This is a genomic window from Streptacidiphilus sp. MAP5-3 (assembly GCF_041262505.1).
Lineage (GTDB): Bacteria > Actinomycetota > Actinomycetes > Streptomycetales > Streptomycetaceae > Streptacidiphilus.
In genome coordinates this window covers 85,046-99,553 of the sequence record NZ_JBGCCL010000002.1, presented here as the reverse complement: position 1 = coordinate 99,553, position 14,508 = coordinate 85,046, and the positions used below count along the sequence as shown (strand labels likewise).

Genomic DNA, 14,508 nt, shown 5'->3' with positions numbered 1-14,508 from the left:
ACGCTCCGCGGGCATGGACGATCTTCGTTATCCGCCGAAGCCTGTGCCCGGCGACCGCGTCGCGGTGGTCTCCGCCTCCTCCGGGCTGCCGGGGCTCTTCCCGCGCCCGTACGAGCTCGGGCTGCAGCGGCTCCGGGACGAGTTCAAGCTCGAGCCGGTGGAGTACCCGAGCACCCGGCGGATGGGCTCGACGCCGCAGCAGCGCGCCGACGACCTCCATGCGGCCTTCGGGGACCCCACCGTCAAGGCGGTGATCTCCAGCATCGGTGGCGACGACCAGTTGACGGTGCTTCCGCTGCTCGACCGCGAGTTGCTGCGGGCCAACCCGAAGCCGTTCCTCGGGTACAGCGACAACACCAACCTGCTGGTGCTGCTCCACAACCTCGGCATCGTCAGCTACCACGGCGGCTCGGTGATGTGCGAGCTGGGCCGCCCGGGGGCCATGCACCCGCTGACGGCGGAGTCGTGGCGCGCCGCGCTGTTCGGTTCGGGCAAGCCGGGCGAGTCGGGCCAGCCGGGCGAGTACGCGCTCCCCGAGCCGGGCCGCTTCGGCGACATCACCGGCAGCTGGGCGGAGGAGTCCACCTTCGCGGCCGAGCCGCAGTCGGAGCCGGCCTCGCCGTGGCACTGGCACAACGCGGACCGGGTCGTCACCGGCCGGAGTTGGGGCGGGAATCTGGAGATCCTCTCCTGGCTGCTGATGGCCGACCGCGAGATCCTTCCCCCCGAGCGATACGCGGGCGGCGTGCTGCTCCTGGAGACCTCGGAGGAGCAACCGGATGCCACGACCGTTTTCCGCATCCTGCGCAACATGGGCGAGCGCGGCCTGCTGCGTCAGTTCCCGGCGCTGCTGATGGCGCGGGCCAAGGCGCAGAACTTCTTCGCGCCCGTCCCCGCCGAGCGGCGTGCCCGCTACCGGGCGGACCAACGGGCGGCGGTGCTACGGGCGTTGGAGACGTACGCGCCGCAGACGACGGCCGTCTTCGACGTCGACTTCGGCCACACCGATCCGCAGGTGCTGCTCCCCTACGGCGGCGAGATCCGTGTGGACGGCCCGGCCCGGCGGATCACGGTGCGGTATTGAGCTGCTGGGCCCTTGGGCCGTTGGGCTCTTGAACCCGAGCACCCGCGGGGCTCATCCGCGCACCGCCGCGTAGACGTCGGACGCGTGGAGCAGCGCCCGGTGCAGTCGGCAGGGGTCGGTGAGGGCACCGCTCCCGTCGGGCGGGATCAGCCAGTGGTACGGGCCGTGCGAGCAGCGCGGCACCGGTACCCGCAGCGACTCGCCCCGCCCGACCACGCAGACGCCCGCGATCGGCTCCGCCCAGGAGCTCGCCGTGCCGACGGGGACGAGCACGGAGACCAGGCCCTCGGGGACCGCGCAGAGCGCCGGCCCCGCGTATCCGGCGAGGCGGAGCCGGTCGAGGGCTTCGATACCGAGTTCTGTCTGGGCGCGGACCGCGTCCCAGACGACGCCTACGGCGAGTTCGGCGCTGCCGTCCGGACGGCCGTTCCACTCGGCCAGGGTGAAGCCGGGGACGGGCGCGGCACGGAGCAACCAGCCGAGTGCCGGGGAGCTGTCCGCCATAGGGGGAAGGGTAGGGAAACGCAGGCTGCCCGGGGAGCCCGATTGCGCGTTATTGCGAATCAAGTGCCGCGTGTGCTGCAAACTCACCGGTAACGGTCACCGGTTCGAGGGCAGGGTTATGGGACATCTGCGCGAACATGCGTCAGATGCCCGTCCGCAACGTCTGCAACGTTCGCAACGCCTCAGTCGAGCCACGGCGTGCGCGGGATCGCTCGCCCGTCGATCAGATCGGGCTCGCCGTCCAGACCCTCGCCGTCCAGACCGTCCGCGTCCCCGTCCGCAGGGTCCCCGTCCGCCGGGCCGCCGCCGAGTTCCGCCAGGACCGTGCCGAGGACCTGCCGGGCGCCCGCGCCATACCGGGCCGCGTCCGCGTAGTGCTCGAAGACGCGCAGGTAGAGCTCGATCTCGGCGGCGTCGGTGACGTTGATCTCGGCGGTCCAGGTCTCGACCTGGACCAGCCGCTCGTCGAAGGCCCAGAACGAGTGCAGCGGCGCCAGCGGAAGCGCGATCCCGTCAGGGATCACGCCGAGCCGGACGCCGGGCAGTGAGGAGACGGCGAGCAGCCGGTCGAGCTGCCCCCGGTGCGCCTCGGGCGGGCAGAGCCGGGCCCGCAGCGCGGCGGTGGTCAGCACGAAGTGGAACTCGTGATCGGGCTGGTAGAGGGCGCGTTGACGCTCCATCCGGGCCTCGACCGCCTGCGGCACGTCGTTCGGGGTGCCCTGGAGCGCGATCAGGCTGGAGAAGACGGACCGCGCGTACTCGGCGGTCTGCAGCAGACCGGGGACCATGGCGGACTCGAAGACGCGCAGCAGTTGCGTCTCCCGGTCCAGCTCGACGGCGACCCGCTGCCGGGGCGCGTGGCCCGCGCGCAGCGAGCGGCGCCAGGAGACGTAGTGGCTGTCCAGCGCGAGCAGCCGGGCGGCGAGCCCGGCCGCCTCGTCAGGGCGACCGCAGGCCCGTGACCAGGCCTCGACGTCCGGGGTGGTCGGGGTCTGCCGACCGTGCTCGATCCGGGACACCTTGGACGCGGCCCAGCCCAGCCGGGTGGCCAGCTCCTTGCCGTTGAGCCCGGCGTCCCGGCGGAGCCGGTGCAGCCAGGCGCCGAGCGCCTCGCGCTCGCGCTGAAAGTCCGTCATGGCCAGGCCCCTCCCCCGCCGTCGGCGCACCGGACCACACTGCCCCGGACCGCGTCGCCCTGGCCACCCCCTGGGGCCGCGTGCGGAAGATCAGCCGAGGAACCTCAGCAGTTCCGTCGGGATCTCGACGGCGTCCTCACCCGGCAGCAGGTCCCGCAGCTGGTCGCGTGCGTTCGGGTCGGTCACGACGTAGCCCTGGACCACCAGGGTGCCCCGGTCGGTCGCGTACAGGGTGGGGCAGTTGCCGTTGTTCGAGGTGGTCCCGAGGAAGGTGAGCCGCATGGTCAGGGGGATCCCTAGGCAGGTGCGTTCAGTGACAATTGCTAGCACTCCCATCACAGAGTGCGCAAGCAGAGTGACACAGAGTAGGGCGCGCACCATGAACCGAGGGCGCGTGGCCAAGGAAATGCGCCGAAAGGCCGTCTGCGACGGACCGGAGCTCATCCTGGAGCTCACCCCGGAGCTCGCCCGGCAGCGGCGACGTCCGCCAGCGCGAACGCCGCGTTGACCAGGGCGACATGGGTGAACGCCTGCGGCGCGTTGCCGAGCTGGGAGCCGGTCGCCGGGTCCCACTGCTCGCTGAGCAGGCCGAGTTCGCCGCCCACGGCGGCGGTGCGGGCGAAGACCTCGGCGCCCTCCTCCGGCCGCCCGCCCAGCGCCAGCGCCTCGGCGAGCCAGAAGTTGCAGGCCAGGAAGGCGCCCTCGGTGCCGTGCAGCCCGTCACCGGCCTCACCCCCCGTCAGATCCGGGGAGGAGCCGGGGACGTCCGGCTCCCGGACGTCGTAGCGGCGGACGAAGCCGTCGACGGCCAGGTCCTGCCGGATCGCGTCGACGGTGCGCACCACCCGGGGGTCGGTCGGCGGCAGGAACCCGGTCTGCGCCAACAACAGTGCAGAAGCGTCCAGTTGGCGACTGCCGTAGCACTGTGTGAAGACCCCGCGCCTGGCGTCGTAGCCGTGGGCGCAGACGTCGGCGTGGATCGTGTCGCGCAGTTCGCGCCACTGGTCGACGGGGGCGGGCAGGCCGGTCTGCTCGGCCATCCGGACGGCACGGTCGGCGGCGACCCAGCACATCACCTTGGAGTGGGTGAACTGCCGTCGCTCGGACCGGACCTCCCACAGGCCCTCGTCCGGTTCCCGCCAGCGTTCGGCGACCGCGGTCATCAACGACCGGAACAGGCTCCAGACCTGGCGCTCCATCGGGATCCCGGCGGCCAGCGCGCGGTGCAGCGTGTCGGCGACCTCGCCGTAGACGTCCAGTTGCATCTGCCCGACGGCGGCATTGCCGACCCGGACTGGCCGCGACCCCCGGTAGCCGGGCAGCCAGTCGGCGACCGACTCCGGCAACGCCCGTTCGCCCGCGACGCCGTAGAGCGCCTGGAGCCTGGCCGGGTCGCCCGCGATGGCGCGCAGCAGCCAGCGTCGCCAGGACGCGGCCTCCTCGCGGTAGCCGCCGCGCAGCAGCGCGGCCAGGGTCAGGCTGGAGTCGCGCAGCCAGCAGAACCGGTAGTCCCAGTTGCGCTCGCCGCCGATCCACTCGGGCAGCGAGGTGGTGGGCGCGGCGACGATGCCTCCGGTGGGCTCGTAGCTCAGCGCCTTGAGCGTCAGCAGCGAGCGCATCACCTCCGCCCGCCAGGGGCCCTGGTAGCGGCAGGCGGCCGACCAGCGCTCCCAGCCCGCGACGGTCTGCCGCAGGCTCTTGCCCGCGTCGAAGCGGGTGGGGGTGGCGACGTGCGAGGGCTGCCAGGTCAGCACGAAGACGGTCCGCTGCCCGGCCGCGACCACGAACTCGGAGCGGGTGCAGCCGTCGGCCCCCGCGCCCGCGCCGTAGGTGTGCACGCCGGTCGGGACGCTGAGCCAGAGCGAGTCGGGTCCGGCCACGGCGACCCGGTGGTGACCGGTGCGCCGCACCCACGGCATGACCCGGCCGTAGTGGAACCGGGCCCGCAGCTCGCCGCGCATCTCGACGCTGCCGGAGAGCCCTTCGACGATCCGGACCAGGCGTGGCTCGCGGGTACGGCGCGGCATGAAGTCCAGCACCCGCGCCTCCCCGCGCGAGGTCCGCCAGTGGGTGGCCAGGACGAGGGTGTCGTCAAGGTAGCGGCGGTCGACCAGGGCGGCGTCGGGCGCCGCGGGGGCGAGTCGCCAGTGACCGTGCCGCTCCTCGCCGAGCAGCGCGGCGAAGCAGGAGGGCGAGTCGAACCGGGGCAGGCACAGCCAGTCGACCGAACCGTCCGCGCCGACCAGCGCGGCCGTTCCCAGGTCGCCGATCAGCGCGTACTCCTCGATGCGTCCCGCCATCATCCAGCCATGCCGCTCTGCAATCCCCGGTGACTATGTGGCTTTTGTCATAGTATGGGACCCCGCCGATGCCTGTCCTTCCCGGGCGGAGGGAGCTTCCCGTGCGACGTGAGAGTTGGTCACCGAGTTGGATCGACCTGGAGAAACCCAACGCGGCCCGGGTCTACGACTACTACCTCGGAGGCAGCCACAACTTCGCCGCGGACCGCGAGATGGCGCGCAAGGCCGTGGAACTGTGGCCCGAGCTGCCGCAGATCATGCGCGCCAACCGCGCCTTCCTCCGCCGCTCGGTGCAGTACCTGGCCGGTGAGGGCTTCACCCGTTTCCTCGACATCGGCTCGGGCATCCCGACCGTCGGCCCGGTCCACGAGGTGGCCCGCGAGGTGCAGCCCGAGGCCCGGGTCGTCTATGTGGACCGCGACCCGGTGGCGGTCGCGCACAGCCTGCCGCTGCTCGTCGACGACCCGCTCAGCCACGTGGTGCAGGCGGACCTGACCCGTCCGGACGAGCTGCTGGCCACCCCGGAGGTCGCCGACCTGCTCGACGACTCGGCACCCGTCGCGCTGCTGCTGGTCGCCGTGCTGCACTTCGTGCGGGACGAGGCCGGACCGCACAAGCTGGTCGCCCGGCTGCGGGACGCGTTGCCGCCCGGCAGCGCCATCGTGATCTGCCATGCCTGCCGCGAGGGCCGTCCCGACCAGGTCGGCTCGCACCAGGACATCTACCAGCGCACCAGCACCCCGATCACGATGCGCAGCCACGAGGAGATCACGGCCTTCTTCGACGGCTTCGAGCTGGTCGATCCGGGGATCGTCTACCTGCCCGAGTGGCGCCCGGACAGCCCCGGCACGGTCGGCCCGCACCCGGAGCGGATGGCGGGCCTGGTCGGGGTGGGGCGTCTGCCATGAGGGTGCCACCGGCAGGTCCGCCGCAGGCCGGACCGGGAGCCGCTCCGTGACGGCCGCGTCGTCCGAGACGGAGTTCACGGCGCGCTGGGCACGGCTGCTGCGCGCGCACGGCAGCCCGCTGCACCCGCTGAAGATCGACGCGCTCGCCGCGCGCACCACCGCCCTCATCCGCGACGGCCATGCGGACCAGGCCGCGTCCGCGCTGCTCAACGCGCACTTCACCGACCCGGAGCTGCTGGTCGGCGCGGTGGAGCTGTTGCGCACCGCGCCCTCCCGGGTGCCCGGCAGCGCCGGGATGTTCGCCGCCGCCTGGGCCGCCGCGCTGCGCGAGAAGACCCTGCGCCAGCAGGAGTCGATCCACACCGCCGCCGACTCGGCGCGGCGCGAGGCGGAGCAGGCGCTGCACGCGTCCGAGGCGCGGTTCCGGGCGCTGTTCGAGAACGCCGCAGTCGGTATCGGCGTCGGCAGCGTGCGCGGGGAGATCCTGGCCGCCAACCGCGCGCTCCTGGAGATGTTCGGCGCCGGGCTGGACACCCTCCAGGGCCGTCAGGTCACCGACCTGGTGCACCCGGAGGACAGCCCCGAGGTCTGGACCGCCTACGAGGACCTGATCGCGGGCCGGCGGGAGAGCTTCCAGTGCGACAAGCCCTACTACAGACAGGACGGCGAGGTGGTCTGGACCCACCTGACCGTCTCGCTGATCCGCGACGAGGACGGCGACCCGAAGTACCAGGTGGCGATGCTGGAGGACATCACCGACCGCTACCGCCTCCAGGAGCGGCTGCGCCACCAGGCCACCCACGACCCGCTGACCGGCCTGCCCAACCGGGCCGCGTTCTTCGAACGCCTGGAGGCGCTCTTCGCCGAGGCGGGCGCGGACGCCCGGTTCGGGCTCTGCTACATCGACCTGGACCGGTTCAAGATCGTCAACGACAGCCTCGGCCACGACACCGGCGACCAGCTGCTGGTCGCCGTCGCAAGCCGGCTGGCGGCCGCGCTGACGCCGCTCGGGCACATGGTCGCCCGGCTGGGCGGCGACGAGTTCGTGGTGCTGCTGGAGCGGTGCCAGGGCGAGCACGAGGCCGTCGCGGCGGCGCGTGCGGTGCTGGCGGCGTTGTCCGAGCCGATCGACATCGAGGACCACCGGCTGGCCGTCGGCGCGAGCATCGGCGTGCTGGAGCGGCCGGTCGGCACCATCACGCCCGGCGCGGCGGTCCGCGCCGCCGACCTGACCCTCTACCGCGCCAAGGAGGCGGGTGGCGGCCGGTGGACGCTCTACGACGCCCGGACCAACGCGGCGGCCGTCAGCCGCTACTCGGTCTCGGTACGGATGCCGGTCGCCCTGGACCGGGGCGAGTTCTTCGTCGAGTACCAACCCCTCTGCGCGCTCGCCGACGGCTCGCTCGCGGCGGTCGAGGCGCTGGTGCGCTGGCGGCATCCGCGACTCGGGGTGCTCGGCCCGGACGAGTTCGTGGCCGCCGCCGAGGAGACCGGGCTGATCCTGTCGCTGGGCCGCTGGGTGCTGGAGCAGTCGTGCGCGCAGGCGGCCGACTGGCAGCGCCGGTTCGGTCCGCTCGCACCGCAGCTCAACGTCAACATCACGGCCCGTCAGGCACGCAACAAACGCCTGGTCGCCGATGTCGGCCGGATCCTGGCCGACACCGGACTCGACCCGTGCCTGCTGCAACTGGAGATCACCGAGGGCACGGCCCTGGGCCCGCTGGACGAGTCGCAGCGGGTGCTGCACGGCCTGGTGGACCGGGGCGTCACCCTGGCCGTGGACGACTTCGGCACCGGCTGGTCCAACCTGGCCTACCTGCGCGACCTGCCGATCTCCGGGCTCAAACTCTCCAGCTCCTTCGTGCCCGACCCCGCCACGGCGGGAGACGAGGACGTGAGCTGGCGGATCATCAGCGGGCTGGTCTCGCTCTCGAGCAGCCTCGGTCTGACGCTGACCGCGGAGGGCGTCGAGACACCGGAGACCGCCGAACGCCTGCGCGTACTGGGCTGCGACTGGGGCCAGGGCTGGCACTTCGGCCGACCCACCGCGCCGGAACGGCTGGAGGCGCTGATCCTGGCTGGCGCCACCGACGAGAAGAGTGGCGCGCCGAGCCCGCTCGCGGACCCGACGTAGCCGCAGGCCGACGCAGACGAATCCGGGCGGATGAATCCGGCAAGTCCCGCAAATGAGCGAGAAACGTACTACTCCCGCCCAAATCCCTTGACTCCAGCGTCCGCCCGCACAGAGGATGAGGCACTGGCAGACCCGCAGGGGAAACTGCCACTGTGGTGGTCGACGCCATGGGGCGTTCAGCAACCGCCCGGGGCGTCCGTGATCGACCGGCGGTCCGGGGGCGAGGCTCGGGGCGGGCTTCGGAGTCAGGGCTGGGCACACCGCCCGGACGATCCTTGTTTGATTCGTGCGCCTGCTCGCGCATCGGTCGTTGACGGCCCGCTGTCGTTCACGACTTGCTGCGGCGTTCCCGCGTGTTCTCCAGAGAGGTCTCTCCAAATGAATTCCCCCTTCCCTCCACCCGCGCTCTCCTCCCTCCCTCTCACCGCCTTCTCCCCTCCGTCGGCACCCGGTCCGTCGCCGTACGCACCGCTTCCCTCCGGTGGGCCCGCGCCACCATCTCCGACGCGGCATCAGCCGCAGGCCGCGGCCGAGCCCCGGCTCCGGCGCGCCTCCGACGCCGCCAGGGTCCGACACACCGTCAGTCTGGTGATCCCCGCGCAGAACGAGGCCCGCAACATCGCCTGGGTGCTGGAGCAGGTGCCGAGCTGCGTCGACGAGGTACTGGTCGTCGACGGCTGGTCCAGCGACGCCACGGCGCGGATGGCCGAGCTGTGCCGCCCGTCGGTCCGGCTGCTGGCGCAGCCCGGCCACGGCAAGGGCGACGCGCTGCGTACCGGCTTCGCCGCCGCCCGCTGCGACTACGTCGTGATGATGGACGCCGACGGCAGCATGTGGCCCGGTGAGATCCCGCACTACCTGCACTTCCTGGACCACGGCTACGACTTCGTCAAGGGCTCCCGGTTCGTCGCGGGCGGCGGCTCACAGGACCTCACGCCCGTCCGTGCGCTCGGCAACCGGGCGCTGCTGGTTGCCGTCAAGGCGCTCTACCACGCCTCGTTGACGGACCTGTGCTACGGCTTCTGCGCCTTCCGACGCAGCTTCCTGGACTCGCTCGACCTGCATGCGCCGGGCTTCGAGATCGAGACCGAGATGATCGCCCACGCACTCCGCTCCGGCCTGCGCGTGGCCGAGGTCCCCAGCCTCGAACTCCCGCGCCGCCACGGCCGCTCGCACCTGCACGCGATCGCCGACGGACGTCGGGTGCTGCGCACCCTGGTCGCCGAACGGCCGAGGACCGGACGCCGGGAGACACCGACCGACGCTCCCGCCACGGGTACGGCCACGACCTTGGTGGGCGGTTCTCGATGAGCGGGCGCGACCGGCGCTCCGCCGCGGCCTGTCCCTGCTCCGCCGCCCGCGAATCGCTCTACACCCCCGTGCACGTCGTGGAGCTGGACCTGGACCGTCCGAACGAGCTTCGCTCGCCCGGCGGTGCAAGCCCGGTCGTCCCGAACGGCCGCGTGTTGGCGTTGGTGCGGCTGCACGGACACCCGCTCGGACTGGTCCACGCCACCGGCCGACCCGGCGACTCCGCCGGACTGCGCCGTGCGCTGGTCGCCGCCGCCCACAAGGAACTAGGAGCTCTTCCGCCCACGTCGGAGCTGCCCACGCCGGGCCTGCCCGCCGCCCGCACCGAGCCGACCCCCGCGCCGGTGCTGAGCGTCGTCGTGGCCACCCACAACAGGCCCGAGTCGCTGCGCCGCTGCCTCGACTCACTGCTGCGGACCGGCCATCCGCAGCTGGACGTGGTCGTGGTCGACAACGCGCCCGCCGACGACGCCGCCCGCACGCTGGTGCTGACGGAGTATCCGCCGTCCGTCCGCTACCTGCGCGAGCCGATCCCCGGCCTGGCGCGGGCCCACAACCGTGGCCTGGCCGCCGCGCGCGGCACGCTGGTCGCCTTCACCGACGACGACACCGTCGTCGACCTCGGCTGGCCGCGCACCCTCGTGGCGACCTTCGCCGCGGACCCGGCCGTCGGCTGCGTCACCGGCCTGATCCTCGCCGCCGAGCTGGAGACGCCGGCGCAACTGGCGCTGGAGAAGCACGGCGGCTACACCAAGGGCTTCACCGAGCAGCGCTGGTCGGTCGCCGCGACGCCGGACGAGCCGCTCTTCCCGTTCGCGAGCGGGCGGTTCGGCTCCGGCGCGAACATGGCCTTCCGCGCCGACCTGCTGCACCGCCTCGGCGGCTTCGACCCGGCGACCGGCACCGGCACGCCCGCCCGTGGCGGGGACGACCTGCTGGCCTTCTTCCGCACCCTGACCGCCGGAGCGACGCTGGTCTACCAGCCCGACGCGATCGTCTGGCACCACCACCACCGCACCATGGACGCCCTGCCCGCGCAGGCCTACGGCTACGGCGTCGGCTTCGGCGCGTACCTGACGGCGGCGGTCGCCCACGAGCCCGCCATGCTGCCCGCCCTGCTGCGCCGCGTCCCGCTCGGTCTCGGCCAGGCCGTGCGCCGGGCCCGCAGCCGTCCCGCGCCCACGGTTCCGGGCGCGGGACGCCAGACCCGCAGTCACCTGGCCCGGCTCGAGCTGCGCGGCCTCGCCTACGGCCCGTTCGGTTACCTGCGCAGCTCGCTGCGCGCCCGGCGCGACGGTATCCCGCACATCGCGTCACGGACGCCGTCCGGGCTGCCTTACGGCAGGTGCCCACCATGACCGCCACCCGGGCCCCCCGGCCGCGCCTGACCGAGCCTGTCCCGGCGCCGGTCCCCGAGCCGATCCCACAGCCGCCGCCCATGCCGCCGCCGATCCCGGTGCCCGACCCGATCCCGGTCCCGGAGCCGGTGCCGATGCCCCAGCCGCCGCCCGTCCCGATGCCGCTGCGCGTCCCCGACCCGAAGGCGGGGAGCGAGACGACTCTCTCCGTCGTCATCTGCTGCTGGACCATGGACCGTTGGGACGACGTGCGCGAAGCCGTCGCCTCCGTCTCCGCGGCCCGCCAGCCCGGCGTGCGGGAGACGGTGCTGGTGGTGGACCACAATCCGGCGCTGGAGCAGCGCGCCCGCGCCGAGTTCACCGGTCCCGGCCCTCCGGACCACGTGCAGGTGGTCGCCAACGCCGGGCCGCGCGGACTGTCCGGCGGGCGCAACACCGGGGTGGACCACGTGCACGGGGACGTCGTCGCCTTCCTCGACGACGACGCCGCAGCCGAACCCGGCTGGGCGCAGGCGCTGTTGGCCGGATACGCGCCGCCCTCGGTCATGGGCGTCGGCGGCGCGGTCCACGCCCGCTGGGAGGCCGGACGCCCCGGCTGGTTCCCGAAGGAGTTCGACTGGGTGGTCGGCTGCTCCTACCGGGGACTGCCCGAACACCCGGCCCGGGTACGGAACTTCATCGGGGCCAACATGTCGTTCCGCCGCTCCGCGCTGCTGGCCGCAGGCGGCTTCCGCACGGATCTGGGCCGGGTCGGGTCCCGTCCACTGGGGTGCGAGGAGACCGAACTGTGCCTGCGGCTCGCCGCCGCCCTGCCGGGCTCGGTCCTGTGGGCCGAACCCGCGGCGGCGGTGCGGCACCACGTCCCGCCGCAGCGTGCCACCTGGCGCTACTTCCGCTCGCGTTGCTACGCGGAGGGCCTGTCCAAGGCCACCGTCGCCCGCCATGCGGGACACGGCCCCGCGCTCGCCAGCGAACGCGCCTACCTGCGTCGAACCGTCCCGCACGCCCTGCTGACCGCCCTGACCGGCGGCCGGACGCAGCGCGCGGCAGCCCTCTGCCTCGGCGTCACCGCGACGGTCTGCGGCTACGCATGGGGATGTACCGGCGGTCGGCCGCACCTGACCGACCGCGCCGGGGAACAGGGCAGCGAAGCGGAGTCGACGCGGGGTGCGGGGGTGGAGCGATGAGCGCAGTCCCGGTCCTGCTCTACCACTCCGTCTCGGAGGACCCGCCCGACTGGATCGCCCCCTTCACCGTCCGGCCGCGCGTCTTCGCCGAGCAGCTCGACGACCTGGTCCGCGCGGAGATGACCGTCGTCCCGCTGCGCCGCCTGGTGGCGGCGATCCGCGGTGGACCCCCGCTGCCGCCGCGCGCGGCGGTGCTGACCTTCGACGACGGCTTCGCCGACTTCTACTGGACCGTCGCCCCGCTGCTGGGCGAGCGCGAACTCCCCGCCACCCTCTTCGTCACCACCGGCGCGATCCACCCGCCCGGCGGCCGTCCCAACGGCAGCGTGCTGCCCCCGGCCGACATGCTGAACTGGCGTCAGGTCGCGGGGCTGGACGCCTACGGCGTCGAGATCGGCGGCCACTCGCGCACCCATCCGCACCTGGACACACTCACCAACCAGGACCTCTCCGACGAGGTGGTGCTCTGCAAGCACGAACTCGAGGACGCGCTCGGGCACTCCGTCGCCAGCTACGCCTACCCGCACGGCTACAACAGCGCGGCGGTACGCCGCAAGGTGCAGCGGGCCGGGTGGGACTCCGCGTGCGCGGTCGTCAACGCGTTCAGCTCCACCACCGACGACACGCTGCGGCTGGCCCGGCTCACCGTCCGCTCGGACACCCCGCGTTCCGTCTTCCGCGCCTGGCTGCGCGGTGAGGGCGCGCCCAACGCGCCCGCCCGCGATGCCTGGTCCACCCGCGGCTGGAGGCTCTACCGCCGCGCCCGCGCACGTTTCACCGACCAGCCCCCGGACCGTCCGGACGACTGAGCTTCCCCCTGTCCCTGACTCGGTCCGCTCAGTGCTGCCAGACGCCCACCCAGTCGACCGTCATCACCGCGTGGTTGACGCCGCTGGGCGGTGCGGAGGGGTAGCCGACGGCCAGGTTGAGGATCACCTCCATCGGCAGCTGCGGCACCTTCGACGGGTCGGAGATGCGGAAGCGCTCGACGCCGTCGACGTACCAGGTGACCGAGTTCGGCTCCCAGTCCACCGCAAAGACGTGCACCGCCGAAGGGAAGTCAACCGGCCCCCAGCCCTGCCGCTGGAACTCGCGCGAGCCGTTCGGCGGCTGCCAGTGCAGGGTCATCTGGACGTTCTGCGTGCTGCCGATGAACTCGGCGATGTCGATCTCCTGGGGGACGTCGTGCGCGGCCGGGAGCAGCCAGAAAGCCGGGAACATTCCCGCTTCGGCGGGAATCCGGATCGCGGCGGCGACATAGCCGTACGTGAAGGTGTGGCGTGGGGTGGCGTTCCAGGAGTCCCGGCCGGTGGTGACCATGCCGGAGGTCCACGGATAGGTGTGCCCGTCACCGCCGGTGGTCGCCTGCCGCCGCGCGGTCAGCTGCAAGGCGCCGCCCCCGACGGTGACCTGGCCCGGCAGGTACCACTCCTGCTCGTTGTTGCTCGCGTTGGTACAGCCGTTGACGTTCCAGTCGTAGCAGGTGGCCCACTTGCCGGTGTCGAGCGAGGAGCCGGTGAAGCCGTCGCCGAAGACCAGGTGCCACGGCCCGGGAACGCCGGACGGCAGGCTCGGCAGGGATTCCGCCGGACCGGCACCGGCTCCGCCGCAGGCGGCGAGGGCGACCAGTAGTCCGGCGGTGACGATTCCGACGAGCTGATGCCGCCGGGATCGACCACGTCGGCCCCTCAGTGCTGCCATACGCGCACCCACTCCACCTGCAGCTGGGCCTTGTCCACGCTCGCCGGCGGCGCGTACGGGTAGCCGACCGCCAGGTTGAGGATCAGCTCCATGGGCAGCGAGGGGATGTCCGCGCGGTCGGTGATCTTCCAGACGGCGTGGCCGTCGACGTACCAGGTGACCGAGGTGGGCTCCCAGTCGACCGCGAAGACGTGGAACCCGGCGGGGAAGTTCACCGGACCGTACCAGTGCTGCTGCTGGTCGGGAGTGCCGTCGGCGCGTTGCCAGTGGAGCGTGTTCTGCACGGCCTGGGTGGTGCCCGCGAACTCGGCGATGTCGATCTCCTGAGGGACGTCGTGCGCGGCGGGGAGCAGCCAGAAAGCCGGGAACATCCCGGCCTGCGCGGGTATGCGCAGCGCAGCGGCGAAGTAGCCGTACTGGAAGGTCTGCCGGGGCTGCCCGTTCCAGCTGTCCCGGCCGGTGGTGACCATGCCGGAGGTCCACGGGTAGGTGTGCCCGTCGCTGCCCGCGGTCGGCTGCCGCTGGGCGTTCAGCTGCAGTGAACCGGCCCCGACGGAGACCTGACCCGGCAGGTACCACTCCAGCTCGTGGTTCCCGGCGTTGGTGCAGCCGTCGAGGTTCCAGTCGTAGCAGGTCGCCCAGCGCGCGGTGTCGAGGGAGCCGCCCGTGAAGTCGTCGGAGAGGACGAGGTTCCAGGGCCCGGGGGCGGTCGGGCTCGCCGTCGCCGGTGCGGACGCGGAACTGCTCGCGGAGCCCCCGGGCGCGGACCGCGAGGTGCCGGCCGGTCCGGCGTGCGGTGTGCCCCCACCGCCACAGGCCGCCGTGAGGCCCAGGACCAGCATCCCCGCCGCGACCCGCAGCCACCTCGACGTTCGCATCCGGGCC

The 14,508-nt window shown here is 72.9% G+C and carries 13 protein-coding genes; 7 read left to right on the top strand and 6 right to left on the bottom strand.

All coding sequences use genetic code 11. From position 1 onward, the window contains the following. The first annotated feature begins 13 nt into the window (after window positions 1-13). On the top strand, window positions 14-1,084 hold the full coding sequence (locus tag ABH928_RS04090; protein ID WP_370062078.1) for a S66 peptidase family protein: 1,071 nt from the start codon (window positions 14-16) through the stop codon (window positions 1,082-1,084). A gap of 51 nt (window positions 1,085-1,135) precedes the next feature. Here the strand turns inward: ABH928_RS04090 and ABH928_RS04085 are convergent, their stop codons facing one another. The 4 genes from ABH928_RS04085 to ABH928_RS04070 form a co-directional block, all read right to left on the bottom strand. Continuing rightward, window positions 1,136-1,588: a hypothetical protein gene (locus tag ABH928_RS04085; RefSeq protein WP_370062076.1), complete on the bottom strand. Its 453-nt coding sequence runs from the start codon at window positions 1,586-1,588 to the stop codon at window positions 1,136-1,138. Between the two features lie 182 nt (window positions 1,589-1,770). Next, on the bottom strand, window positions 1,771-2,724 hold the full coding sequence (locus tag ABH928_RS04080; RefSeq protein WP_370062074.1) for a helix-turn-helix domain-containing protein: 954 nt from the start codon (window positions 2,722-2,724) through the stop codon (window positions 1,771-1,773). Between the two features lie 90 nt (window positions 2,725-2,814). Continuing rightward, entirely contained in the window at window positions 2,815-3,006 is a 192-nt protein-coding gene (locus ABH928_RS04075) for a hypothetical protein (RefSeq protein WP_370062072.1), read from the bottom strand. 170 nt (window positions 3,007-3,176) lie between these two features. Beyond that, complete coding sequence (locus tag ABH928_RS04070; protein ID WP_370062965.1) at window positions 3,177-5,048, bottom strand: glycoside hydrolase family 15 protein; 1,872 nt, start codon at window positions 5,046-5,048, stop codon at window positions 3,177-3,179. A gap of 77 nt (window positions 5,049-5,125) precedes the next feature. Here ABH928_RS04070 and ABH928_RS04065 point away from each other — a divergent pair, with 77 nt between their 5' ends. From ABH928_RS04065 to ABH928_RS04040, 6 genes are all read left to right on the top strand, one after another. Beyond that, the gene (locus ABH928_RS04065; protein WP_370062070.1) at window positions 5,126-5,932 is read left to right on the top strand and encodes an SAM-dependent methyltransferase; all 807 of its coding nucleotides are present in this window, start codon (window positions 5,126-5,128) and stop codon (window positions 5,930-5,932) included. 46 nt (window positions 5,933-5,978) lie between these two features. Further along, on the top strand, window positions 5,979-8,066 hold the full coding sequence (locus tag ABH928_RS04060; protein ID WP_370062068.1) for a putative bifunctional diguanylate cyclase/phosphodiesterase: 2,088 nt from the start codon (window positions 5,979-5,981) through the stop codon (window positions 8,064-8,066). 588 nt (window positions 8,067-8,654) lie between these two features. Then, window positions 8,655-9,377, top strand: a complete 723-nt coding sequence (locus tag ABH928_RS04055) for a glycosyltransferase family 2 protein (protein WP_370062066.1) — start codon at window positions 8,655-8,657, stop codon at window positions 9,375-9,377. Further along, window positions 9,374-10,735 carry a glycosyltransferase family 2 protein gene (locus ABH928_RS04050; protein WP_370062064.1) on the top strand — a complete coding sequence of 454 codons (1,362 nt, stop codon included), beginning with the start codon at window positions 9,374-9,376 and terminating at the stop codon, window positions 10,733-10,735. The genes ABH928_RS04055 and ABH928_RS04050 overlap by 4 nt, the downstream gene beginning before the upstream one ends. Further along, window positions 10,732-11,922: a glycosyltransferase family 2 protein gene (locus tag ABH928_RS04045; RefSeq protein ID WP_370062062.1), complete on the top strand. Its 1,191-nt coding sequence runs from the start codon at window positions 10,732-10,734 to the stop codon at window positions 11,920-11,922. The genes ABH928_RS04050 and ABH928_RS04045 overlap by 4 nt, the downstream gene beginning before the upstream one ends. Beyond that, entirely contained in the window at window positions 11,919-12,731 is an 813-nt protein-coding gene (locus ABH928_RS04040) for a polysaccharide deacetylase family protein (protein WP_370062060.1), read from the top strand. Before ABH928_RS04045 ends, ABH928_RS04040 begins: the two co-directional genes overlap by 4 nt. Before the next feature lie 28 nt (window positions 12,732-12,759). On the opposite strand, the gene ABH928_RS04035 is transcribed toward ABH928_RS04040, so the two are convergent. Next, complete coding sequence (locus tag ABH928_RS04035) at window positions 12,760-13,623, bottom strand: family 16 glycosylhydrolase (RefSeq protein ID WP_370062058.1); 864 nt, start codon at window positions 13,621-13,623, stop codon at window positions 12,760-12,762. Continuing rightward, window positions 13,611-14,501 (bottom strand): family 16 glycosylhydrolase, encoded by an 891-nt coding sequence (locus tag ABH928_RS04030; protein ID WP_370062056.1) that lies wholly within the window; start codon window positions 14,499-14,501, stop codon window positions 13,611-13,613. The genes ABH928_RS04035 and ABH928_RS04030 overlap by 13 nt, the downstream gene beginning before the upstream one ends. Between the last annotated feature and the right edge of the window lie 7 nt (window positions 14,502-14,508).

What these genes read in the sequence shown, in the direction of transcription:
- ABH928_RS04050 (WP_370062064.1), top strand. Translation starts at nt 9,374, where the DNA reads ATGAGCGGGCGCGACCGGCGCTCCGCCGCGGCCTGTCCCTGCTCCGCC.
- ABH928_RS04080 (WP_370062074.1), bottom strand. Translation starts at nt 2,724, where the DNA reads ATGACGGACTTTCAGCGCGAGCGCGAGGCGCTCGGCGCCTGGCTGCAC.
- ABH928_RS04090 (WP_370062078.1), top strand. Translation starts at nt 14, where the DNA reads ATGGACGATCTTCGTTATCCGCCGAAGCCTGTGCCCGGCGACCGCGTC.
- ABH928_RS04085 (WP_370062076.1), bottom strand. Translation starts at nt 1,588, where the DNA reads ATGGCGGACAGCTCCCCGGCACTCGGCTGGTTGCTCCGTGCCGCGCCC.
- ABH928_RS04045 (WP_370062062.1), top strand. Translation starts at nt 10,732, where the DNA reads ATGACCGCCACCCGGGCCCCCCGGCCGCGCCTGACCGAGCCTGTCCCG.
- ABH928_RS04030 (WP_370062056.1), bottom strand. Translation starts at nt 14,501, where the DNA reads ATGCGAACGTCGAGGTGGCTGCGGGTCGCGGCGGGGATGCTGGTCCTG.
- ABH928_RS04035 (WP_370062058.1), bottom strand. Translation starts at nt 13,623, where the DNA reads ATGGCAGCACTGAGGGGCCGACGTGGTCGATCCCGGCGGCATCAGCTC.
- ABH928_RS04075 (WP_370062072.1), bottom strand. Translation starts at nt 3,006, where the DNA reads ATGCGGCTCACCTTCCTCGGGACCACCTCGAACAACGGCAACTGCCCC.
- ABH928_RS04040 (WP_370062060.1), top strand. Translation starts at nt 11,919, where the DNA reads ATGAGCGCAGTCCCGGTCCTGCTCTACCACTCCGTCTCGGAGGACCCG.